The organism is Alicyclobacillus acidoterrestris (assembly GCF_022674245.1).
GTDB lineage: Bacteria > Bacillota > Bacilli > Alicyclobacillales > Alicyclobacillaceae > Alicyclobacillus > Alicyclobacillus acidoterrestris.
This window is the reverse complement of the sequence record NZ_CP080467.1, coordinates 1,017,931-1,039,591: the sequence shown is the minus strand read 5'-3', so window position 1 is coordinate 1,039,591 and position 21,661 is coordinate 1,017,931. Positions and strand designations below refer to the sequence as shown.

The window sequence follows — 21,661 nt, the reverse complement described above, 5'->3', positions numbered from 1 at the left end:
TCACAACACCTTCCCCGTCAGGTAGACTACGGTAAAGATAAAAATCCAGACCGCATCAAGGAAGTGCCAGTAAATACTCACGATAAACGCTTTGCGAGCCGTAATCGGCGTAATGCCTCGGCGAATCAACTGAACAACGACCCCGGACATCCATAGGATACCCATACTGACGTGGCAACCGTGGGTTCCGACGAGCGTAAAGAACGCCGATAGGAAGCCACTCGTTTGCATACGTGCCCCACTGGAAGCGTCCTGTACAAACTCCGTGATTTCGAAGCCTAAGAACACCAAGCCGAGTGCGATGGTAATCAACAGCCACATCACCATGGCATTGCGGTTACCGCGACGCATTTCATAGGTAGCAAGACCGCATGTGAACGAACTGAACAACAACGCAATGGTTTCAATGGTAAAGCCAGTGACGTCAAACAGTTGATTTGATGTCGGTCCACCAGCGGTGCGACCGTGCATCACGACATAGGTTGCAAACAAACACGAGAACAAGACTAAGTCAGAACCGAGGAATACCCAGAATCCCGCAATACGAAGACTGTTTTCTTCGTGATGGTATTCGACGGGAACGGACGGGTCCACGGGGTGGTGCCCACCGTGAACCGCCGTATGCGCGTCCGACATCCTTACAACCTCCCTGCCGCAGCTTCTGTCTTCTCAATCTCTTCCACTGGGATGTAGTGGTGATCATCGTATTCGAACGAGCGCAACGCCATGGTGACCAAGACGCCAGCCAGTCCGATAATGGCGAGAATCCACCATTCGAAGACGAATCCAGCACCCGCGATAAAGAAGAACAAGCTCATGATAATCGGTCGACCAGAGTCATTCGGCATATGAATGGGCTCAAACGGAATATCCTTCGGTCCATTGATGGACTCACCGTTTTTCTTCATGAGCCACCATGCGTCGCGACCCTTAATTTCCGGAATCCGAGCAAAGTTGTAGGTCGGTGCAGGAGACGTGGTTGCCCATTCGAGCGTCCGAGCGTCCCATGGGTCGCCTGTGGTATCGCGTTCGCCGTAGCGTGCGCTCCAGAGAATGTTGAAAGCAAATACCAAGAACCCAATACCCATCAACAACGCGCCAAACGTTTCAATCAAGTTGATGACGCCCCAACCATAACCGGCCGGGTAAGTGTACACACGACGGGTCATACCCATGAACCCGAGGAAGTACATTGGGAAGAAACAGATGTTGAACCCAATCATAAACAGCCAGAAGTGCCACTTGCCCAAGCGCTCGTTGAGCAGCACGCCGAACATCTTCGGCCACCAGTAATACAGTGCGGCAAAGACGCCAAACACGGTACCGCCAATGAGCACGTAGTGGAAGTGCGACACTAGGAAGTAACTGTTGTGGTACTGGTAATCCGCAGGCGGTACAGCCAGCATGACACCGGTCAAACCACCAATCAAGAAGTTCGGGATAAACCCGACTGCCCACAGCATCGCGGTCGTATATTCAAGGCGACCTTTATGCATGGTAAACAGCCAGTTGAACACCTTGACGCCTGTCGGAATCGCGATAGCCATGGTCGATACGCCAAAGAACGAGTTGACGCCTGGTCCTGCACCCATCGTAAAGAAGTGGTGAACCCACACGACGAAGCTCAGGATAGCGATGGCAACCATCGACACGACCATTGCGGAATAACCGAACAGCCGCTTGCGCGAAAAGGTACTGAAGACTTCCGAGAAGATACCGAAAGCCGGCAGAATGACGATATATACCTCTGGATGTCCCCAAATCCAGAACAAGTTGACGTATTGCATTGGCATACCGCCCGCACTGACTGTGAAGAAGTGCGACCCAAAATCGCGGTCAATCAACAAGAGCGCCAACGCGACCGTCAGAACTGGGAACGCGAAAACGATGATGATTGACGTGATGAAGACCGACCAAGTGAACATCGGCATCCGCATCAGCGTCATACCTGGTGCGCGCATGCGCAAAATGGTCACGAGGAAGTTCACGCCTGTTGCAATGGTACCAATACCTGTGATCTGCAGCGCGACCAAGAAGTAGTTCTCACCCGGGCCTGGATCAAAGGCGTTTTCGACATAAGGTGTATAACTCGTCCAACCACCGTCCGGCGAACCGCCGACGACGAACGACAAGTTAAACAACATCGCAGCTGCGAAGAACAGCCAGAAACTGATGGCGTTCAAATATGGGAACGCCACGTCGCGGCACCCGATTTGCAACGGGACAGCCACGTTAAAGAACCCAATAATCGCAGGCATCGCCATGAACAGAATCATGATGGTACCGTGCGTGGTAAAAATCTGATCATAGTGATCTGCGTTCAAAAAGTGCATGTTCGGCCATGAGAGCTGCGCACGCAGCAATAAGCCGTCTGTGCCGCCACGGAAGAGCATCAAAATGGCAGCAATCAAATACATTATCCCGATCTTCTTATGGTCCACTGTCGTGAGCCAATTATCCCACAGCCACTTCCAGAGTTTGAAATAGCTGAGGACGGCGATGATACCGATAGTGGCCAAAATGATGAGAACATCGGACGTCCAGATCAAGGGGCCTTCATCGAGCATAAAGAAATGCATGGCCCATTCCCGGAAGTTGCCCACTCTCGCTTCCTCCTTGCTACGCGACAACCTATTGTCACATATGCTGTCGTAGCGGTGTTATTGCGGTTCCGCCGTAGAGAACGCCATCTTTCCAACGTTGCCTGGCGTGCTCAATTGTTTATCCGCTTGTTTCGTAAGCGGTGGTTTCGTCTGTTTAATCGTCTGAACCCACTTGGTGAAGGCTGCAGGACTTTGCGCGTTGACGTCAAACGTCATCGCCGCGAAGCCACGGCCTGAATACTGAGCACTTCGTCCTTGATACGTCCCGGCGTGATCGGCTTCCAACCACAGCTTCAGGTCGTGACCTGGCATGTTGAATTCCATACCGCCAAGGGCAGGTACCCAGAACGTATTCATCGGACCGTCCGACGTCAACTCGAAGTCGACAGGTTGGCCAGCCGGAATGTTGACGTAGTTGACCGTCTCAATTCCTTGCGCAGGGTACTTAAATACCCATTTCCAACGTTCAGAGATGACATCGATGACAATCGGATTGCTCGATGCCCCTGCTGTCGCTGTCGATCCGGTCGCCGCATCCGCCTTCGGTGGTTTGACGAGTTTATACGTCACTGCCACAGTCGGAATCGCAAGCGCGATGACAATGATGACTGGAATGAGCGTCCAAATGGTCTCCCAGCGGGAATTCCCCTCAATCTCAGGTGGAACGTAATCCTTGTTCTCCGGCCTTGCACGATACTTGACGAGCATGTAGAAGTAGATTACAAACACGCCCAGTACGACAACGAGCATCAACGCAAATGACCAGATGATCAGGTAATACTCACTTCTTGCAACCGGCCCCTGCGGACTAAGTACAGGCATGTACTTCGCCGAGTTACAGCCGGTTAGGGCAAACATGGACAGCCCCACTACGAGCAAGAGGCTGCGAAGTCGACGCCCAGATGGCTTCATCGTCGCTTTCGTCTCCTTTCTATCTATGAGATATGTAGAACAGTGCCCCTCAGAGAGATGAAATCATTGGCCTTTGAACGAAACCAAGTATGAATACAGGGACCGCACCAGCCGAGACTTCATGCCTTATGTAGAAACGAGCACCGTCCAAGACGCCATATAGATGATACCAGAGACAGTTTGAATTGGCGCTCTCACAGGTGAAGAGTTTGAAAAAGCTTCACAAGCATTTCACAGTTGTGCAACACTTGTTCGCGAATTCGTCACAAAAGAACATCAAATCTCCTTGATGTTTCCCCCATTGCCCCCCTTACTACGATGTCTGACGTGTGTTAGTCTACACAACATGTCAGTATGGGATTTTCCCTGTAAAATTAAACCACGCAAAACGAATCAAGGAGTGTGTCTCTTGTGTACGACGCCACGACATTTTACGACATTGTGAGCCGCTTCGCAAAAGACTTCTATGTACCGGATATCCTAACGCCTAGTGCTACGTGCATTTTTATCCTAGAATCTCCCCATATACAGGAGGTCAAACATAGAGTTCCAGCAGCCGGCAGTTCCGGTGCGACCATGAGCAAACACCTCCTTGGCCAAGCCTTTGGTGCCACGCCAATTGGCCTGTTGCTCAAACAGCACAACGCAACACCCGACCAGAACCCAATTCTTGACCACATCGGCCTCGTCAACGTCTGCAACGTACCGCTCCAAAAAGCGGCGTACAAGCCCCTGCCGAGCTTATCGGAATTCAGCGAATCGCAACTGGAGGCGTGGTTTGCCGACATGGAGTATGTGCGTGCGAACAACCAGAGGGTCGGGTACCGGGCGGATCGGCAAAATCAAATCGAGCACTGGCTCACCGAGAATCTTCGCGAGAAACTCGACAAGTTGCGAGGAAAAAAGATTACGTTAATTCCTTGCGGCCGGTTCGCACAAAAATACACACGCCTAAGTGACGTCCACGACGTCCATTGGCAAACTATCGAAGACGTTCCGCACCCGTCCTATAACAGTTGGGACAGGCCTCGCTATCAGCCCCAGATAACCGCGATCCGGCAAGCACTCGCCGCTGTGAGTGGATATGGCACACCGTGACGAGTCTCGCCGAATTTCGCCAATGATAGGTGGGGCTCCCCGTCACGGGCGCCCCTCACGATAGACCTTGCTGATATACGGAACGTTCGGATAGTCTACTTCGCGTAGCCGTCGGATGGCCTCGTCGATATCATACGGCACCCTGCGCAAATTGATATTCACACGCGTTCCATCAAAATCAAGCACCACATACGACGCTTCTGGTATACCGTCAAATGGCAGCCCGACACTCCCCAGGTTGACGATAGTCCGCTGGCCAATTTCGCGCACGTAAGGCAAATGGATGTGACCGTACAAATAGACTGACGCCTCCCGCGCGCCAAAGATTTGACGCTCCACAATCTCCTCCTCTGTCGTCGCTTGAACCACCGCAAACAAGTCATTCGGCGTCGCATGAAACGCGAACCAATCAATCCCGCCATTGGACTTCGCCAGTGTCATCGGCAGTTGGTCTAAATACTGAATGTCGCCTGTCGTAAGCTGATTCACCGTAAATTGCTGCTCAGCACGCATCACCAGAAGCCGCTGTTCCGGCACCTGCCCACGTTGAACGCCATTGACGACCCACTCGTCCGCATTTCCCTTAATGACATCAGTGGCCACCGACTGCACGAGTTCCAGGCACTCCTTTGGATCCGGCCCCCGATAACAAATATCCCCCAACACATAGATCTCCTGGCAGCCCGTTTGCTCGATGTCCTCCAGAACAGCGCGCAGCGCCACCGCATTCCCGTGAATGTCCGAAATAAATGCCACTCTCAATGCGCTCACCCCTACTGTGTGACTAAGTTCGCCATTCGCGCCATGCGCCCTAGGCGCAAACCGAAGCGACCTCACTCCTATGAGGATACCCTACTACTGTTAGATATTGGAGTCGGAAGCGAGAAGTTTTGTTGCGGCGGGCTGGCGGGTGGGGCGGGGGGCAGTTGCGCCAGTTGCGGAGCTGGGGACTGACTGGCGGGGCCGGGATTCGCGGGGCTGGGGGGCTGCGTACTCGGTGCTGTGGGGCCGGGAGTGTCTTAATAAGACATTCGCGCTCCTGGCGGCCCCAATAAGGCACGAAAAATGCACTAATCCTCGGGTTTTGGCCTTTATCGGGCAGCTTTTGAGTAAATAAGGCATTTTTCCGACCCTAAATTCCCCCATTCCGCCAGCCATCCGCAAATAGAGCAGAAATATTACCTTATGTGCCCACCTCGCCACTCGATCCGGCCGCGCCCCCCGACCGCGCCCCCGCTCCGCCCCCTGTCCCGCATTTGTGCGACCCGTGCGCGTTTGTGATATATTTCAGTAGGCGAAATAACTGAAACACGACTGCTTATCGATAGAAAGGGGTGTAAGCAGTGAGCGCACAACCGACCAAAGCGGCTTCCAGTCGCTATCCGTGGATGGTACTGTCCGTAACAAGCCTTGGGGTGATGTTGACCCTGCTCAACGTAGGGACGCTCAACGTCGCATTGCCTGTGGTCTCGGCCCATTTTCACGCGACAGCTACCACCGCAAACTGGATTCTGCTCTCATATTTGCTGTTTAACACGATTTTCATTCTCATCTTTGGACGCATTGCCGACATGTTCGGCCGGCGCAGGCTATACATTATTGGATTGTCCGCATTCACCGTCGTCAGCCTGCTCATCGGGTTCGCACCAAACATCTGGGTGCTGCTCGTGCTTCGCGCCATTCAAGCAGCAGGCGGCGCCATCGTCGTCACCAACACGACGCCCCTCTTGACCGACGCGTTCCCCGCCAAGACGTTGCCCAAAGGACTGGGTATCAACGTGCTCGTCGCCTCCGTCGCGCAGTTGATCGGGCCCGTCGTAGGTGGATTTTTTGCGTCTGACTTAGGGTGGCAATGGGTATTCTGGTTCAACGTGCCGTTTGGCATCGTGGGTGTCGTCTGGGCGATGATGACATTGCGGAAGAGTTCGACGAAAGGTACGCGAGAGGCATTCGACATCCCGGGGAACATTCTGATCTTCTTCGCGCTCGGCGGCGCCATTCTCGCGTTGTCGGAAGGCAGTACGCTGGGGTGGGGGAACCCGCTGGTCATTGCCGGACTGCTCGCATTTGTCATCCTGACGCCGATTTTTTTGCGCGTCGAGTGGAAATCAAAATCGCCACTCATGGATTTGCGGCTGTTCGGACAGCGGCGGTATGCGATGGCGTACGCATCGACGTTCCTCAATTCGTTCGCGCGTTCGGCGGTCGTCTTGCTGATGGCGCTCTACTACGAGACCTTGAACCACGCGTCGGCCTTCACCGCCGGGCTCGCCGTGTTGCCGGTCACCATCGGGATGGTGCTGCTGTCGCCCGTGGCAGGATCGCTTGCCAGTCGCTATGACGCGCGTCTGTTGTCGAGCACGGGGCTCGGGTTGTCGGGTGTCGGCGTCTTGATTCTCATCTTTGAAGTCGGTCCGACGAGTTCCTTTGCCGTGGCCGCCATCGGCATGTTCCTCGTGGGCGCTGGCACCGCATTATTCATGACCCCAAACACGTCGTCGATTATGACGACAATCGATCCCGCCCATCGCGGCAGCGCCAACGGCCTACGGTCCATGCTGCAGAACATGGGGCAAGTCATCAGCACCGCACTGTCCCTGATGATTGTCACCGCCAACCTGCCACCGCGGTTGCAGTCGAGCATCTACGAAGGCAGCACCGGCGCTATCCCTGCAAACGACGTACATCTGATTGTCGTCGGCTTCCGGTACGCGCTCATCGCCATGCTCGTGGCGACGATTATCGGGATGTTCACATCCCTCGTCCGAGGCCAACGGCCAGTGCCCCCCGCCAAGTCATCTATGAGATGACTTGGCGGGCAAGCTGATGCCGCATCACGCAGTGCGCACGTCACGACGGCGCGCGGTCACCCAAAGCGCCAAAGCCGTGAAGACGACAAAGTAACACAGTAAGACGGCGAAATCGGCAAATGATGGCGATTTGCCGGAGACGAGTTGCCACGCGACGTGCGCCAAGTGATAGGTCGGCATGTAGGTCGCCACGTGCTGCATCAGCGGTGGCAAGCTGTTGAGTGGAAACCACAGCCCGCCCGTGATGGATAAGATAAAGTAAGCTGCTGACGCGATGACTTGGGAGGCATCCATTCCAGCAATCTGCCCAATCAAAATCCCGAGCACGATAAAAGCAAGTCCCCCAAAGGCAATCCACAGGCCAGAGAGAATCCACTGTGCAACTGTCAACTGCACGTGCTCCACGGCGCCCCCGACCAAAAAGAGCACCACCACTTCCGCCATGTTCATCAGCAAATTCGCGACAATTTTCGTCGTCACGTAATGAATGGAGGATAGCGGCGTCGTCTGGACAAGGCGTAGCCAACCCTGCGTGCGCTCAAACGCGATGCGCGAGGAGAGCCCATTCAAACCAGCGCCCACGACACTAAACGTCGCCATCGACATCATGTAATAAGTGGCCCATGTCGTTCCGCCAATCTGCTTGTGGGCGCCCAGGAGATGGACATAGAGTAAGTAGAATCCGACCGGCAGCAGAAGGCTGAACACGAAGAAGCGCCGGTTGCGGACGTTGCGTAGAATTTCGACTTTTGACTGCTGCAACCAGCTACGCAACGCACACTCCCCCTTATCCTTCTGTATCGGAACCGGATGCATCCGAACCATCTACATCCGAACCATCTACATCCGAACCATCTACATCCGAACGGTGCATCAGCGACAAAAATGCATCTTCTAATTGTCCCTGCGAGATTTCAAAGTGTTTCGCGTCGAGGTTCTGCGTGATGATCGCGCGCAGGACGGTGTCCGGTTGATAAGTGGTAATGCGAACGTGCCGACCGCTCCAAGTGACGTCGTGCACAGCCGGGAGTGCAAACACGTCCGACGTCGTAACCGTCGGCCCCGCGAGAAACGACACGTAGCGATTGCCTGCGCGCAATTTGACCTCTTCGACGGATCCGTCCACCATAATTTGACCATCCTGCATCAACAAGACCCTGTCTGCAATCGAGTCCGTCTCTTCCATATGGTGGGTCGTAAGCACAATCGTCCGGCCCTCGTGGCCGGCTGTGGCCCGCAGATGCTCCCAAAACCCACGGCGGGCGGACACATCCATCCCAACAGTCGGCTCATCGAGGAAAAGCACCTGGGGATTCCCGGCCATCGCCAATGCAAACTGCAAGCGCCGCTGCTGCCCGCCACTGAGTTTCACCGCCTCTTTGCGCGCGAACGGTGCTAAATCTGCCATCTCTAATAGAAGTTTCGCGTCCAGCGGCTGTTCGTAATAGCTGCAAAACAAGTCGATCAACTCGCGAACCTGAACTTTTGCTGGCAAGCTCACTTGTTGCAGCATGACGCCAATTCGTTTGCGGGTGGCCGGCTTCACGGGATTGCCTCCGAGAATTCGAATGGTCCCCCTGGTCGGGCGGGCAAGCCCTAACATGAGGGACATCGCCGTCGTCTTGCCAGCGCCATTCGGACCCAAGAGCGCGACGATGGTCCCCGCTTCAATGACCGCACTCACGTCGCGCACCGCCCACTTGTCGCCATATCTTTTCGACACACCGTCGAGGACAATGGCCGACTCCATATCGCTCAAGCTCCCTTCGCCAGCACAAAACGCACAAAACAATACCGTGTCTCAAGCATAAAGGGGAATTCGGCATTTGGGTAGGTCTATGGCAGCATCGACGGCGAACCAACCTGCTCATTGTGAAATAAGTGCTTTAAGTTTTGAATATGGCGGCTGTCTGAAAGAATCAACAGGTGGTCACCCGACCGAAGTTTGGTCGAGCCCCTCGGCACCACCACCTGATCTCCCCGCACGATGCCGTAACACAACGTGTTCTCTGGAAAATTGATGTCCACGAGCCTTTTATCGACGAGATCGGACGTTTCTGCAATCCCAACAGGCAAAATGACGGCGTTCTCGCGGGTGATAGAGATGAGATCAAGAATACTTTCCGCAGGCGTCGGATCTAACAAATCAAATTTCTCCGCAACCCAGTTGACGGTCATCCCTTGGACCAAGGTAGACGCAATGACGACGAAAAACACCACTTCAATCAGCACAATATAGCCGGTCACCTGCGCCTCGACTGCGGACAGGATGAGTACGATGGGCGCCGCGCCCCGCAAGCCTGCCCACGCCATGAACGCCCGCTCCCTGTGCGAAAATCCCATACCAATCGTGGACACCCAGACCGCCGCTGGGCGCGCCAGAAACAGAGCGCCCAGGGCGAGTCCAACGCCAGGGAGCGCAAGGTAGACCAAATCCCGCGGAACCAGAAAGAGTCCGAGGACGACGAACATGAGGATATGCATCACCCACGCGAGCCCTTCGTGAAAGCGAAGGATGCTATAGCGGTGCTCAATCCGCTTGTTCGACATGACGACACTCGTCACGTAGACGGCAAGAAAGCCGCTTCCGTACAATAATTGCGCCAGTGCGAACGACAGGAGTGCAAGCCCTAACGTGAGCGCAGGGTACATCCCACCAGTTTCGAGCCCAATGCGGCGATTCATGTACGCGCCAAATTGCCCAGTGAGCAGCCCAACGAAAAACCCAACGCCCATCTGCAGCAAAAACAGCACGAATGTGTACCACAAGGCGTGCGTGACCGAAGAATGTGTCAACGTCTGCCATTGAATGATCGTCGTGGTGAGGAAGAACGCCATGGGATCATTGGTCCCCGACTCCAATTCCATGACGTCGACCAGCCGACGGCGCAGCGCCGTGCCACCAAGCACGCTGAAGACCGACGCAGCATCCGTGGAACTTGCCGCCACGCCAAATAGCGCCGCCGCCGTGAAGGAAATGTGCAAACATGCGTATGCCAAGCCAGTCAAAATGGCTGCAGAGACGATCACGCCGACAGTCGCGAGCGAGATGGAAGGCGCAAAAGCCCGTTTCACCCGCCGCAGCGAGGTGTGCAGCCCGCCTTCAAAGAGGATGAACGCAAGCGCGAGGTAGCTGAGATCCTTCGCAATCGTCGGTGTCACGGTTTCGTAGACGCCGGGATCGAACGCGGCAAAGACGGCCCCTATCGCCACGAAGCTAATGAGCGCGGGAAAACCTAACTGCTTATTGACGCGTACCATCAGTACGCCAGACAAGAGAACGATGGCCACGATAAGCGTGATAGTGTTCACAAGCGTCCCCCCGAAAAAGTCAGTGCCTCTCCAGTCTGACCCTTTCGCGGGGATTTCAAAATCGCACCTCAGCCAAGCAACCACTGCCAAATGGGCCGCGTGACGACGGTGGGCACAAGTTGAACCAATTGATTGCGCATGCACCCAACTGCAAGCCGTCTGGCTCCCCATTTGCAACAGCGCATGGTTGACCGTCGCAAACCAATAGACGTGCACACTGTCCATCACTGCATAGCCGAAACGAGCGCCAGGCGCCCAGTACTCGCGCATCGACGGGGGATTTCCTAGACCCATGTGACTAATGCCGCGCCAAGCCATGTAGTGCGTCGTGCGTAGATGCTCCCCACCCATCATGGTCTGCCGGGTGCAAGAGTGGATGCCCTCTGCTGCAATGAACGCGGCATAGCGTTGCCGCTGCCCACGCTTCAGCGCCAGCGATAGCGATGGGCAGTCCCGCACCTGGTTGTACAGTCGCGGCCACGACTACGACCGCCCCTTGCGCATCGCCGCCCGTGCCTCCGCGCGTTCCTTTAGGCGCGCGTTAAATCGCTGCAGCAGGTAGAGGAACTGACCTTGTTCGGATGGCGTCCAATCCTCCAACACTTCCTCATAGAGCTCTCTGCGGGCTTGCCGAACTTCCTGCAATTTCTCGACACCCTGGGCGGTTATCTGCAATACACTGCTGCGCTTGTCCTGCGGGGCCACTTTGCGCTCCACCAACCCCATCTCGACAAGCGGGACAATTTGCCGACTGACCGTCGAAGTATCCAATTCGAACGCCGCCGCGTACTCGCCTTGCGTACACCGCCCGTTTTGGTGGAGATAGAGCAGAAGCAAATAAGCAGATCTATCCAGTTGTGCCGTTCCGTACGTCCGCGTGCGGGCCCCCTCGATCCGGCGGGCAAACACAGCCACTTCCTGCTCAATTTGTTGAAATATATCGTCCACGGTGTCACCTCCACTGCATTTCTTACGTTTGTGTTTTCCGCACTTTTAACGCGTTGATTATAGTTGTATAATACAAGTTGTTTTATCTACGCCGATTACCGTCCTCTAGGCGCCGAACAAAAGTACTATAAATGAAAGGAGATTGCTCATGGCATCTCAAACTCAGGATGAACTTGCCCAAAAACCCGCACGGTCCAATATCCTCAACCAACCGGCGCCGGTTTTTGCGGTCGCATTTGCCTGTATTATCGCATTTATGGGCCTCGGCTTGGTCGACCCCATTTTACCAGCCATCAGCGCGCAACTGCACGCGTCCAAGGCACAAACAGAATTATTGTTCACCAGCTACAACCTCGTTACAGGTGTCGCCATGCTCATTACTGGCTTCATCAGCACGCGGATTGGTCCAAAATGGACACTGCTCATCGGTCTTTTCATCATTGTCTGCTTCTCATTTCTCGCCGGCCACTCGAGTAGTGTTGGCCAAATCGTCGGATTCCGCGCAGGTTGGGGATTGGGTAACGCCCTGTTTATTGCAACCGCGCTCAGCGTCATTGTCGGTGTTGCACGCGGCACCACCGCGAACGCCATCATTCTCTACGAGGCAGCGTTAGGGCTGGGAATTTCGGTCGGTCCACTGCTCGGAGGCACGCTCGGTGCACATAGCTGGCGAGATCCGTTCTATGGCGTCGCCACCTTAATGGCGATTGGCTTCATTTGCGTTTTGCTCTTTCTGCGCGGTGTACCGCGACCGGCTCAGCGCAGTTCCATTGTCGCCCCGTTTAAGGCGCTAAAATACAAAGGCTTACTCACGCTCGCACTCACAGCCTTGTTTTACAACTTTGGCTTCTTTACCCTTTTGGCGTATACCCCCTATCCGTTGAAATCAATTGGCATTCACGGATTGGGTTATGTGTTCTTTGGTTGGGGCGTTCTGCTCGCGATTACCTCCGTATTCGTGGCGCCGCGCCTCCAGAATCGCTTCGGCCTCCTGCCGACGATGTACACCATGCTCGCCCTTATCACCATCACGCTGTTGGTCATGGCATTTGCGGTACATTCCGTTGTCACACTGTCGATTTGCGTGATTGTCGTTGGCGCATTTTTAGGTGTGAACAACACGCTTGTCACAACCGCCGTCATGGGCGCGGCGCCCGTCGAGCGCCCGACCGCATCTGCAGCCTACAGCTTTGTTCGCTTCGTCGGTGGTGGCATTGCACCCTGGTTAGCGGGTAAACTGAGTGATACCATCAGCGCCGCCATGCCGTTTTATATTGGCGCGCTCGGCGTGTTTATCGGCATTATCTGTTTGTTCATCGGCCGAAAGGCTCTTGCTCACGTCAATCACGCCAAAGCACACTGATGTTTTCACAGAGGGAGCGATGATGTGGAGCTCTATTTTCTAGGTACGGGGGCCGGAATGCCATCGACGCGACGCAACGTGACATCCGTGGCAATTCGGTTGAACCAAGAGCGGGGATCTTTTTGGCTCGTCGATTGTGGAGAGGGCACGCAGCAACAAATGCTGTCCTCCCCCCTCAAGCCCCGCCAACTCGAAAAATTATTTATCACGCATTTGCACGGTGACCATCTGTTCGGATTGCCAGGTCTTCTCGGCAGCCGCGCCTTTCAAGGTGGACAAACTCCCCTCGTGATTTACGGCCCGAAGGGACTCTCTGAGTTTGTGGAGACGACGCTGCGCGTGAGTGACACACATCTCACATATGACATAGAGGTGTGTGAGATTGACGAAGGCATCGTGTTTGAGGATGACCAGTTTGTGGTGTCTTCACGCAAGTTGTCTCACGGCGTGCTATCCTTTGGCTACCGCTTCGAGGAATCGCCCTCTGCAGGTCGGCTGAACACGGAGAAGCTCGCGCAAGAAGGCATCGCGGAGGGTCCGATTTACGGACAGCTCAAAAAGGGGCACGACGTCGCCTTGCCCGACGGACGCGTGCTTTCTGCGGAGGATTATGTATCGGCGCCAATTCCGGGGCGCAAAATCGTCATCCTCGGCGACACGACGCCTTGCGAAGCCGTCACGCAACTTGCGGCAGGAGCCGATGTACTCGTTCACGAAGCCACGTACGCGGCCTTTGATTCCGACAAAGCGCGGGCACATCACCACTCGACCGCCGTCGACGCGGCGACCGCAGCGCGCGACGCAGGGGTCGGCGCACTGATTCTCACGCACGTCAGCGCGCGCTACGACGAAGTCGGGCTTGCCCACCTCTTGGATGATGCGCAGACTGTGTTCCCAAATACGTTCTTAGCAACAGATCACTGGTCCATTGCTGTCCCGCGCTCTGGTACCATCCATGCGCCGATAGGGCCTCCACCCTCTTCTGCGTGATGAGACAAATCATTTACCGGTTGAAGTTGTTTCAAGGAAATTTCAATCTGCAAGCGTTATCCTACAAACAGGCGGGACAGGAAAGGTGCCTGTCAGCGCCGTCAGCGAAGGATGGGGCTGACGGCCGGGGGCGTTGTTGCCGTCCCAATTCGCTCTATCCACAACTGTGGTGTCCTGGAGGGCACAGCCCCCTTTTTATTATATGAAAAGCGGCCTCAAGTAAGAGGCCGCTTTTCACGTTCACGAGCATAAGAATCCATCCGTTTCAAGCCCGTCCACTTCGTTATACCAGCGTCACATCAATACCAATTTCCCGCAGTTTTTCAAAAAACATCGGACACGTTTTCGATACGCATCCCGGATCATCAATCTCCACTCCAGGCACTCGCACGCCGATGATGGACTGCGCCATGGCAACGCGGTGGTCATCATAGGACGACAGGAGCGTTCCCTTCGGTGTACCCGGGTGAATCGTAACCCCGTCTGGCCGTTCCTCTACCGTGATGGAAAGACGCCGAAGTGTTTCGCAAATCACCGCTAACCTGTCCGACTCGTGGTGCCGAATGTGCCCAACGTCCGTAATGACAATTGGTGCGTCGGCAAACGGCGCAAGGAATGCCAAGGTCAGCGTCTGATCAGACATCTCCTTCATGCTCACGGTCATCCCGCCGCGCAACTTGGCAGGTCCTTGAACTTCGATGCCTTGCCCGCCATCCGTATCGACTGTGCATCCCATATCGCGCAATACGTCGACGAAATGTACGTCCGGCTGGCGTGTGTTGTACGCCAGATTGCGCACGCGCACGCGGCCGCCCGTCAACGCGGCGATGGCCCAAAAGTAGCAAGCCGTGGACGCGTCCGCTTCGATTTCATAATCGCGGCCCTGGTATCCTGTCGGCGTTACCGCCATCTCGTGCAGTTGTTCGTCGGCAGTGACATTCGCCCCAAACGCCCGCATCATATCCAGTGTGATATGTACATACGCATGCTGCACAATCGTATCCGTGATTTCTATGGTCAACGGCGCTTTGGCATACGGCGCCGCAATCAGCACGCCACTGATAAACTGGCTCGACACCGCCCCCGACATCTGAACGCGGCCGCCGCGCAAACCTTGCGTGGACAGCGTGATGGGCAATGTGTCAGCTCGCTCTGTCGCTGGCCGGATAGTTGCGCCCAAATCGCGAAGCGTCTCAAACAGAACCCCCATCGGGCGCTCGTTCATGCGCTTGCTGCCCTCGATAAACCATTCTCCACGACCGGCAGCGAGCGCACTGGTCAAAAACCGAGCCGTCGTACCGCCCGCACCTGTGTACACGCGACCTGCCTGGTTCGGCCAAGATCCGCCGATGCCGTGTACGGTGACTTCATCCCCCGAGACATCCACTTGCACGCCAAGGGTCCGTAGCGCTTCAATGCACCAGTACGCATCGTCGCTGCGAAGCAATCCGGACAATCGCGACGTGCCGCTCGCAAGGGCCGCCACAATCAACGCCCGGTTCGTGAAACTCTTGCTGCCCGGCACCACGAGATTGGCGTCAATCGGCCCATCCACCGGGTGTATCGTCGCACGGGTCACGTCACGTAGCGCCCATGGCGATCTCGCTTGCAAATCGGCATTTGCCTCATTGGCTGACATACATTCACCTCATCAAACGGTGACACAGACATCACCGTGTTTCGGAGCTTGCTGCTGACATTCCGATTGTGATTGATTGTGACTTACGGAAGTCGCTTTATTTTGGTCTCGATAGGCGACCGCTCTTTCACCTCAGGAACCTCCGCCGGATAACCAACTCCGAGGATCCAGATGGTTGCTGTCTCATCCGTCACGCCGAGAATCTCCCGAGTATTTGGCGTGTTCCCAATGGACGTCCACCGCGTACCAGCACCTGCGGCGTGCGCAGCCAAGGAGAAATTCTGAATGAACGACGAAACAGCCACCAAGTTCTCATCGCGCTCAATCGGTTTGTCTGACCCCTCTGCCACAAACGCCAACACTAAGGGCGCGTCGCCGAAGTTGGGCTTATGATTGATTTTCACCCGCGCCTCATCGCCGATGACAATCACTTGCCAAGGTTGATTCATGCGGTGGTTCGGAGCATAGCTAGCCGCCTCTAGCCACTTCATCCACGTTGCTTCATCAATCGCATCCGGCCGAAACAATTTAATGTTCCGACGCCCGGTAATCGCCTCGAAAATATCCATAATATAACTCCTTCCGATAAAACGCGTTCATGTCCAAATGATACACCATATGACCGCGTGATCGAAGAGTATGCTCCGCGCGTCAACTACACATGGTATAGCGTAGAGGTGAAGGCAATGGCCAAAATGAGTGAAAAAGCGTGGGTCTGGTGCCTGATTCCCGCTGGTGTAGCTGCTTCCTTGACCGGTGCCATCGTTGGCAAGCGCGTGATGGAAGACAGACGTTATCACCACGGAAGTTACGGTCATGGAAGTTACGGCCATGGAGGCAAACACGACGATATGAACCCAAAAGAGGCCGTGATTCAAGACTGGAAGATGTAATGGTATGAATGACTGACACGGCGCGGCAACAAGGCTATCGGTTTCCGAAGCGAGCAACGGCGTGGCGCATGCCGCCACGCTTTGCTATCCTCATGTACCACGGATTCGCCGCCACATCTCACCGCTCTACGAGAAAAGTAACTGAGCCAAGACAGAAGGCGGCCAAAATCCTGTTCCCCTTGTCGACAAACGGCAAATAGCGCATGCTTAAAGCAACTGAACCTCGAACGAAATAGGTGATACGATGAACGAAATGTCCAATCGGCAAGAGGAATTACTGCGCGCACTGCAACAAACCACCAAACCGCTCTCCGGACAATTCCTGGCGAAGCAATTTGGCGTGACCCGTCAAGTTGTCGTTCACGACATCGCGCTCCTGCGCGCACTGGGGCACCGAATCCTCGCAACGCCGAAAGGGTACCTCATCGAGTCGACCGCCAGTAAACAAACCGCGGTCATCGCAGTTTCCCATACACCTGAGCAAACACCCGTGGAACTCAACACATTCGTCGATTGCGGAATCAAAGTCATCAATGTCCGTGTTGAGCACAGCGTGTACGGAGAGATTGTAGGCAACCTGTACTTGTCGTCGCGGCGTGACGTCGAACATTTTCTCGCCAAAATCGAGGCAGAAAAAGCCCCATTTTTATCTACATTGACAGGCGGTGTGCATTACCACCAAGTCGAGTTCGATCACGCTGATCAACTCACCGACGCCATTTCACGCCTTCGTGCAGCGGGGATTGAAGTGATCGATTAAGGTCACGAACTACTTTACAACCTTGCCTCCACTAGTGTATATACACCTGTGTGAACTAAAACGCACAAAAGGAGGGGCATGCATGGCACAACCATCACAAGCGGTATACGGCGACAAAATCATGACGGTCGAGCCGTTCAGCGTCGAACAAGTCCCGCAACAAGAGCGGCACGGCAACTCGTTCAGTCAATTTACGCTGTGGCTCGGCAGCAACCTGACCATCGCCGACTATGCACTTGGTTTTCTTCCAGTTTCCCTCGGCATGTCGTGGATTTGGGCAATCATCGCGATTCTTATCGGCAACCTCATCGGAGCACTCGTCGTCGGCTTATGCTCAGCCATGGGGCCCGCTTACGGACTGCCACAACTCATCATTACGCGAACCACGTTCGGACGCGTTGGCGGGTACTTACCCGGTTTACTGAACTTCGTGAGCACCATCGGCTGGTTCACGGTCAATAACATACTCGGTTCATTTGGCCTGCACGCCCTGATCCCAGGATTGCCCTTCGCTTTGGCCTCCATCATTCTGGTACTGGTGCAAGGCATTGTCGCGATGCTGGGCCACAATTTCATTCACGCTTACGAACGCACGATGTCGATACTACTGGGCATCGTCTTTGCTATCGTGACGGTCATCAGCCTCGTGCATTGGGGTACGCTCAGCGCGTATCACCCCGTACACCATCCAGTTGGCCTCTCCATCATGGTCATCGTGGCAGCAGCGTTCTCCTACCTCGGTAGCTGGGGCCCATACGCCTCCGACTACAGCCGTTACTTGCGCCGCGATATCAGCAAGGCCCGCGTTGGGTTGGCGGCAGCGACCGGATCTTTTATCGCATCTGTTTGGCTGGAGATTGTCGGCATGTTCGTCGCGGTTCTCGCAGCGGGTCACAGCGCCAATTCAATCGATGCGCTCCACAGTGCAATGGGGGGATTTGGCGCCGTGGCGACAGTCGCTATCATCCTCGGCGGCACAGCGGCAGACGCCATTAACCTGTACTCGAATTCCCTATCGCTGCGCGCACTCGACGTGAACATTCCACGGTGGTTGATTGTCGTCTTTGCGAGTCTTGTCGGCCTCATCCTAAGCCTGCTCGGACGCGGCCAATTCGAATCCAACTTCGACAACTTCCTTTTGCTCATCGGCTATTGGATCACGCCCTGGATGGGCGTCTTATTCGCCGACTTCTACGTAAAGAACCGCCGCCAAGCGGCGCCCACCCAAGTGAAGTCCATTCACTGGCCTGGACTCATCAGCTTTATCGTCGGCATCGGCGTGTCTGTCCCATTCATGAACAGCACCCTATATGAAGGTCCAATTGCCGTCGCGTGCCACGGATTAGACCTCGCCTTCTACATTGGCTTTGCAGTCGCCTTCACACTGTACTTGGCGCTGAAACGCTCACCACAATTCGACTAAGAACGCGAACAGCGCGCGGCCCTCGGGTAGAACCGAGTGGCCGCGTGATCTATAAAGAATTCCATCATCAAGAATCCCCTCCCATCAACTTACATAACCTCTTTCCAAATGGTTACAATAAAGAAGTCAAGTAAGTGGTAGAGGAGGACTATCATAAGCGTGTTTCGGAAGTCACAGAAGACGAATCACAATTGGACCGCCAGGCTTGACCATCTGGAACGCAAACGCAATGTCCCGCGGAACATCCCAAATGATGTTCTCCAACGCAGCGTCAGCACCAATGAGCAAATGTTAAGAAGCGTATTCGACAAATGTTCGGATGTCGTATTCCATTCCATCAAAGTGAAGGGACGCACCGACATCGTTGTCGTTTACATCGATGGGTTAATTGATATTCAGAACTTTGAAGACATGGTTTTAAAACCGATACTTTACGAAGGCCCCCCTCAAGGGTTGGGAAGAACGAAGCGAATTGGGCAATTGATTGAGGATAATCTGATTGCAATTGTCGGTTCGAAGACAGTTAGCCGAACAGATGAACTGATTCACGAAATACTTGACGCCAATTTGGCCCTATTACTTGACGGCGAACGTGAAGGTTTAATACTCCACCTGAAAAGCGTACCCGCCCGTGCCATTCAGGAACCGAAGACCGAGCCAGGAATCCGTGGCCCACAAGAAGGTTTTACAGAGTCGATTCGAACCAACACAGCGATGCTCCGCAAGATTATTAAAAGCACTGAATTAAAATTTGAATCCGTAATCATTGGGGAATTATCCCGTACAGATGTTCTAATTACCTACCTGAGCCATCTCGTCAATACTTCCGTATTAAACGAGGTTCGTAGCCGAGTTCAAAGAATCCAAATTGATGCTGTCGTCGATTCGGCTTATATTGAGGAACTGATTGAAGATGCGCCATTCTCTCCCTTCCCAATGGTCCAAAATACGGAGAGACCTGACGTGGTCATCGCAAATCTCCTCGAAGGAAAAGTGGCGATTCTGGTGGATGGAAGTCCATTTGTATTACTCGCACCTCAAACGTTTTGGGGGGCACTGCAGGCTTCAGAGGATTACTATGACCGATTTATATACGTGTCGTTTATTCGCGTACTACGCTTTGGTCTCCTATGGATTTCCTTGCTCCTTCCATCCATTTACGTTGCACTGACTACTTTTCATCCACAGCTAATGCCAACAAATTTATTATTAAGTTTTGTTGCGGCTCGCGAGCTAAGCCCATTTCCTGCCGTAGTTGAGGCCTTATTGATGGAAGTCATGTTTGAGGCACTACGAGAGGCCGGCATTCGACTGCCGCGTGCCGTGGGTTCAGCGGTCAGTATCGTAGGCGCATTGGTCATCGGACAAGCCGCGGTTCAAGCCGGCATCATTTCCGCGCCAATGGTCATTGTTGTTTCAACAACTGGAATCGCTTCTTTTGCACTGCCTCGATATCAATTCGGCACTTCATTCAGACTGTTGCGCTTCCCTATGCTGTTACTAGCTGGGACACTCGGCTTTTACGGTATAGCCCTCGGCTTAATGGCGATGATGACGCATCTCGTTACGTTGCGGTCCTTTGGAATTCCTTATTGGGGTTCGCTTGAGTTCTCTGTCTTCGGGAATCTAAAAGACACGATTTTTCGTTTTCCAATCTGGATGCGGAACAAACGACCTAACATACTCATGGAGAAAGATTCAACCCGTACTCCAGTTGGACAGAAACCTTCTCCGAAGAGGTAGGGAAGCCGATGCGCACATTCCAAAAGGCCCTGTTTTACTCAGGAATGATCCTGTTCTGTATGATATTTGTTACGGGTTGTTGGGATAAGCATGAATTAAACGACAGAGCTATCATCATGGGGGTTGGACTCGATCAGGGTGACGACGATTCCGTGATTATTAGCATGCAAATTGCTCGCCCTTCCGGTCTTGGAACCAATGAACAACCAGAAAATGAAACAGGTGCTTTTGAATATGTGGAATCAACAGGTAAAAATTGGATGGACGCAGCACAACATTCATCCTTTCAAATATCACGATATCGGTTTTTCGGTCAAAGACGAGTCATTTTTATTGGAGAAAAATTGGCCAGACGCGGTTTGAAAAACACACTCGACGAATTTTCCAGATATACCCAAGTTAGATTACGGACAGACATGATTGTGATTCAAGGGGGCGAAGCCCGAGACCAACTGAAGAAGTCTCGCCCGTTTGAACGTGTGCCTGTCCTATCGGATATCAAATTGCATACGGCCATTGGTGGAAAATCCGGTGACACGACGTTTCGCGACTTCCTAATGGATGTGCTAAGTGATGGGGCTTCGCCGACGCTGGTCAGTATGAACGGTAATCAGGTCACAGGTCGCGCCGTATTCAATTCTGATTTGCAACTTGTGGGATATCTGACGATGGATGAGGCCATCAATCGACTGTGGATCACAGGCGGTCTCAAGCAATATGTCTATACCTTTCGGGTTCCTCAATTCAACGGCCTGGTATCGCTTCAAACCAGTAAATTCAAGCGCGACATCACGACCAAAATATCCGGTAACAAAGCACAAATACACATCGCATTATCGGCCGTAGCGGACTTACAGGAGAATGATTCGTCCGTAGATATGTACGAGACGCATCATCTGCAAACGGTTCAACAGGCGTTCAATCACTATTTACAAAAATCCATGACAGACATGGTGAAAAGAACACAAACAGAGTATGGAATAGATGTACTCCAACTTGGAGAAGTTATTCATCGTCAACACCCTATTCAATGGAAAGATATGAAAAGCGACTGGAACTGTCATGGATATAAAAACGCGCAAATTACCGTCAGCGTACACACAACCATTAAACGGGCTGGGTTAACGACACTTCCTCTTCAGTTGAACGAAGGAGACCAATAGAACT

Annotated in this window: 19 protein-coding genes; 9 read left to right on the top strand and 10 right to left on the bottom strand. The window is 53.9% G+C overall.

Annotation, left to right across the window (positions count from 1 at the left end):
- The 3 genes from qoxC to K1I37_RS04845 form a co-directional block, all read right to left on the bottom strand.
- On the bottom strand, window positions 1–636 hold the full coding sequence (gene qoxC, locus K1I37_RS04855; RefSeq protein ID WP_021297907.1) for a cytochrome aa3 quinol oxidase subunit III: 636 nt from the start codon (window positions 634–636) through the stop codon (window positions 1–3).
- Window positions 637–638: 2 nt separating this feature from the next.
- Window positions 639–2,579 carry a cytochrome aa3 quinol oxidase subunit I gene (gene qoxB, locus K1I37_RS04850; protein WP_031219110.1) on the bottom strand — a complete coding sequence of 647 codons (1,941 nt, stop codon included), beginning with the start codon at window positions 2,577–2,579 and terminating at the stop codon, window positions 639–641.
- A gap of 81 nt (window positions 2,580–2,660) precedes the next feature.
- Entirely contained in the window at window positions 2,661–3,515 is an 855-nt protein-coding gene (locus tag K1I37_RS04845; RefSeq protein WP_021297905.1) for a cytochrome c oxidase subunit II, read from the bottom strand.
- Window positions 3,516–3,926: 411 nt separating this feature from the next.
- On the opposite strand from K1I37_RS04845, the gene K1I37_RS04840 reads away from it, so the two are divergent.
- A complete protein-coding gene (locus K1I37_RS04840; protein WP_021297904.1) occupies window positions 3,927–4,613 on the top strand; it encodes a hypothetical protein in 687 nt (228 codons plus the stop codon).
- A gap of 42 nt (window positions 4,614–4,655) precedes the next feature.
- Here K1I37_RS04840 and K1I37_RS04835 read toward each other — a convergent pair whose 3' ends face one another.
- Window positions 4,656–5,369, bottom strand: coding sequence for a metallophosphoesterase family protein (locus K1I37_RS04835; protein WP_322790880.1), 714 nt, complete (start codon window positions 5,367–5,369; stop codon window positions 4,656–4,658).
- Window positions 5,370–5,956: 587 nt separating this feature from the next.
- Here K1I37_RS04835 and K1I37_RS04830 point away from each other — a divergent pair.
- A complete protein-coding gene (locus K1I37_RS04830) occupies window positions 5,957–7,423 on the top strand; it encodes an MFS transporter (protein ID WP_021297902.1) in 1,467 nt (488 codons plus the stop codon).
- Between the two features lie 24 nt (window positions 7,424–7,447).
- On the opposite strand, the gene K1I37_RS04825 is transcribed toward K1I37_RS04830, so the two are convergent.
- The 4 genes from K1I37_RS04825 to K1I37_RS04810 form a co-directional block, all read right to left on the bottom strand.
- Window positions 7,448–8,197, bottom strand: a complete 750-nt coding sequence (locus K1I37_RS04825) for an ABC transporter permease (protein WP_021297901.1) — start codon at window positions 8,195–8,197, stop codon at window positions 7,448–7,450.
- Between the two features lie 13 nt (window positions 8,198–8,210).
- Window positions 8,211–9,173, bottom strand: a complete 963-nt coding sequence (locus K1I37_RS04820; RefSeq protein ID WP_051189577.1) for an ABC transporter ATP-binding protein — start codon at window positions 9,171–9,173, stop codon at window positions 8,211–8,213.
- Between the two features lie 86 nt (window positions 9,174–9,259).
- Entirely contained in the window at window positions 9,260–11,194 is a 1,935-nt protein-coding gene (locus K1I37_RS04815) for a potassium/proton antiporter (RefSeq protein ID WP_021297899.1), read from the bottom strand.
- Window positions 11,195–11,218: 24 nt separating this feature from the next.
- Window positions 11,219–11,683, bottom strand: coding sequence for a MarR family winged helix-turn-helix transcriptional regulator (locus K1I37_RS04810; RefSeq protein ID WP_021297898.1), 465 nt, complete (start codon window positions 11,681–11,683; stop codon window positions 11,219–11,221).
- 148 nt (window positions 11,684–11,831) lie between these two features.
- Here K1I37_RS04810 and K1I37_RS04805 point away from each other — a divergent pair, with 148 nt between their 5' ends.
- Together K1I37_RS04805 and rnz are read left to right on the top strand one after the other, a co-directional pair.
- On the top strand, window positions 11,832–13,046 hold the full coding sequence (locus K1I37_RS04805; protein WP_021297897.1) for an MFS transporter: 1,215 nt from the start codon (window positions 11,832–11,834) through the stop codon (window positions 13,044–13,046).
- A 24-nt stretch (window positions 13,047–13,070) separates the two neighbouring features.
- On the top strand, window positions 13,071–14,036 hold the full coding sequence (gene rnz / locus K1I37_RS04800; protein ID WP_021297896.1) for a ribonuclease Z: 966 nt from the start codon (window positions 13,071–13,073) through the stop codon (window positions 14,034–14,036).
- A 283-nt stretch (window positions 14,037–14,319) separates the two neighbouring features.
- Here rnz and aroA read toward each other — a convergent pair whose 3' ends face one another.
- On the bottom strand, window positions 14,320–15,675 hold the full coding sequence (gene aroA / locus K1I37_RS04795; protein ID WP_021297895.1) for a 3-phosphoshikimate 1-carboxyvinyltransferase: 1,356 nt from the start codon (window positions 15,673–15,675) through the stop codon (window positions 14,320–14,322).
- A gap of 83 nt (window positions 15,676–15,758) precedes the next feature.
- Window positions 15,759–16,244, bottom strand: coding sequence for a nitroreductase family protein (locus tag K1I37_RS04790; protein WP_021297894.1), 486 nt, complete (start codon window positions 16,242–16,244; stop codon window positions 15,759–15,761).
- Between the two features lie 117 nt (window positions 16,245–16,361).
- Here K1I37_RS04790 and K1I37_RS04785 point away from each other — a divergent pair, with 117 nt between their 5' ends.
- From K1I37_RS04785 to K1I37_RS04765, 5 genes are all read left to right on the top strand, one after another.
- A complete protein-coding gene (locus K1I37_RS04785) occupies window positions 16,362–16,568 on the top strand; it encodes a hypothetical protein (RefSeq protein WP_021297893.1) in 207 nt (68 codons plus the stop codon).
- Between the two features lie 244 nt (window positions 16,569–16,812).
- Window positions 16,813–17,328, top strand: coding sequence for a transcription repressor NadR (locus K1I37_RS04780; protein ID WP_021297892.1), 516 nt, complete (start codon window positions 16,813–16,815; stop codon window positions 17,326–17,328).
- Between the two features lie 82 nt (window positions 17,329–17,410).
- The gene (locus K1I37_RS04775; RefSeq protein WP_021297891.1) at window positions 17,411–18,751 is read left to right on the top strand and encodes a purine-cytosine permease family protein; all 1,341 of its coding nucleotides are present in this window, start codon (window positions 17,411–17,413) and stop codon (window positions 18,749–18,751) included.
- 159 nt (window positions 18,752–18,910) lie between these two features.
- Window positions 18,911–20,494 (top strand): spore germination protein, encoded by a 1,584-nt coding sequence (locus K1I37_RS04770; RefSeq protein WP_021297890.1) that lies wholly within the window; start codon window positions 18,911–18,913, stop codon window positions 20,492–20,494.
- A gap of 8 nt (window positions 20,495–20,502) precedes the next feature.
- Window positions 20,503–21,657: a Ger(x)C family spore germination protein gene (locus K1I37_RS04765; RefSeq protein ID WP_021297889.1), complete on the top strand. Its 1,155-nt coding sequence runs from the start codon at window positions 20,503–20,505 to the stop codon at window positions 21,655–21,657.
- Window positions 21,658–21,661: the final 4 nt, after the last annotated feature.

What these genes read in the sequence shown, in the direction of transcription:
- qoxC (WP_021297907.1), bottom strand. Translation starts at nt 636, where the DNA reads ATGTCGGACGCGCATACGGCGGTTCACGGTGGGCACCACCCCGTGGAC.
- qoxB (WP_031219110.1), bottom strand. Translation starts at nt 2,579, where the DNA reads ATGCATTTCTTTATGCTCGATGAAGGCCCCTTGATCTGGACGTCCGAT.
- K1I37_RS04845 (WP_021297905.1), bottom strand. Translation starts at nt 3,515, where the DNA reads ATGAAGCCATCTGGGCGTCGACTTCGCAGCCTCTTGCTCGTAGTGGGG.
- K1I37_RS04820 (WP_051189577.1), bottom strand. Translation starts at nt 9,173, where the DNA reads ATGGAGTCGGCCATTGTCCTCGACGGTGTGTCGAAAAGATATGGCGAC.
- K1I37_RS04805 (WP_021297897.1), top strand. Translation starts at nt 11,832, where the DNA reads ATGGCATCTCAAACTCAGGATGAACTTGCCCAAAAACCCGCACGGTCC.
- aroA (WP_021297895.1), bottom strand. Translation starts at nt 15,675, where the DNA reads ATGTCAGCCAATGAGGCAAATGCCGATTTGCAAGCGAGATCGCCATGG.
- K1I37_RS04790 (WP_021297894.1), bottom strand. Translation starts at nt 16,244, where the DNA reads ATGGATATTTTCGAGGCGATTACCGGGCGTCGGAACATTAAATTGTTT.
- K1I37_RS04785 (WP_021297893.1), top strand. Translation starts at nt 16,362, where the DNA reads ATGGCCAAAATGAGTGAAAAAGCGTGGGTCTGGTGCCTGATTCCCGCT.
- K1I37_RS04780 (WP_021297892.1), top strand. Translation starts at nt 16,813, where the DNA reads ATGAACGAAATGTCCAATCGGCAAGAGGAATTACTGCGCGCACTGCAA.
- K1I37_RS04775 (WP_021297891.1), top strand. Translation starts at nt 17,411, where the DNA reads ATGGCACAACCATCACAAGCGGTATACGGCGACAAAATCATGACGGTC.
- K1I37_RS04765 (WP_021297889.1), top strand. Translation starts at nt 20,503, where the DNA reads ATGCGCACATTCCAAAAGGCCCTGTTTTACTCAGGAATGATCCTGTTC.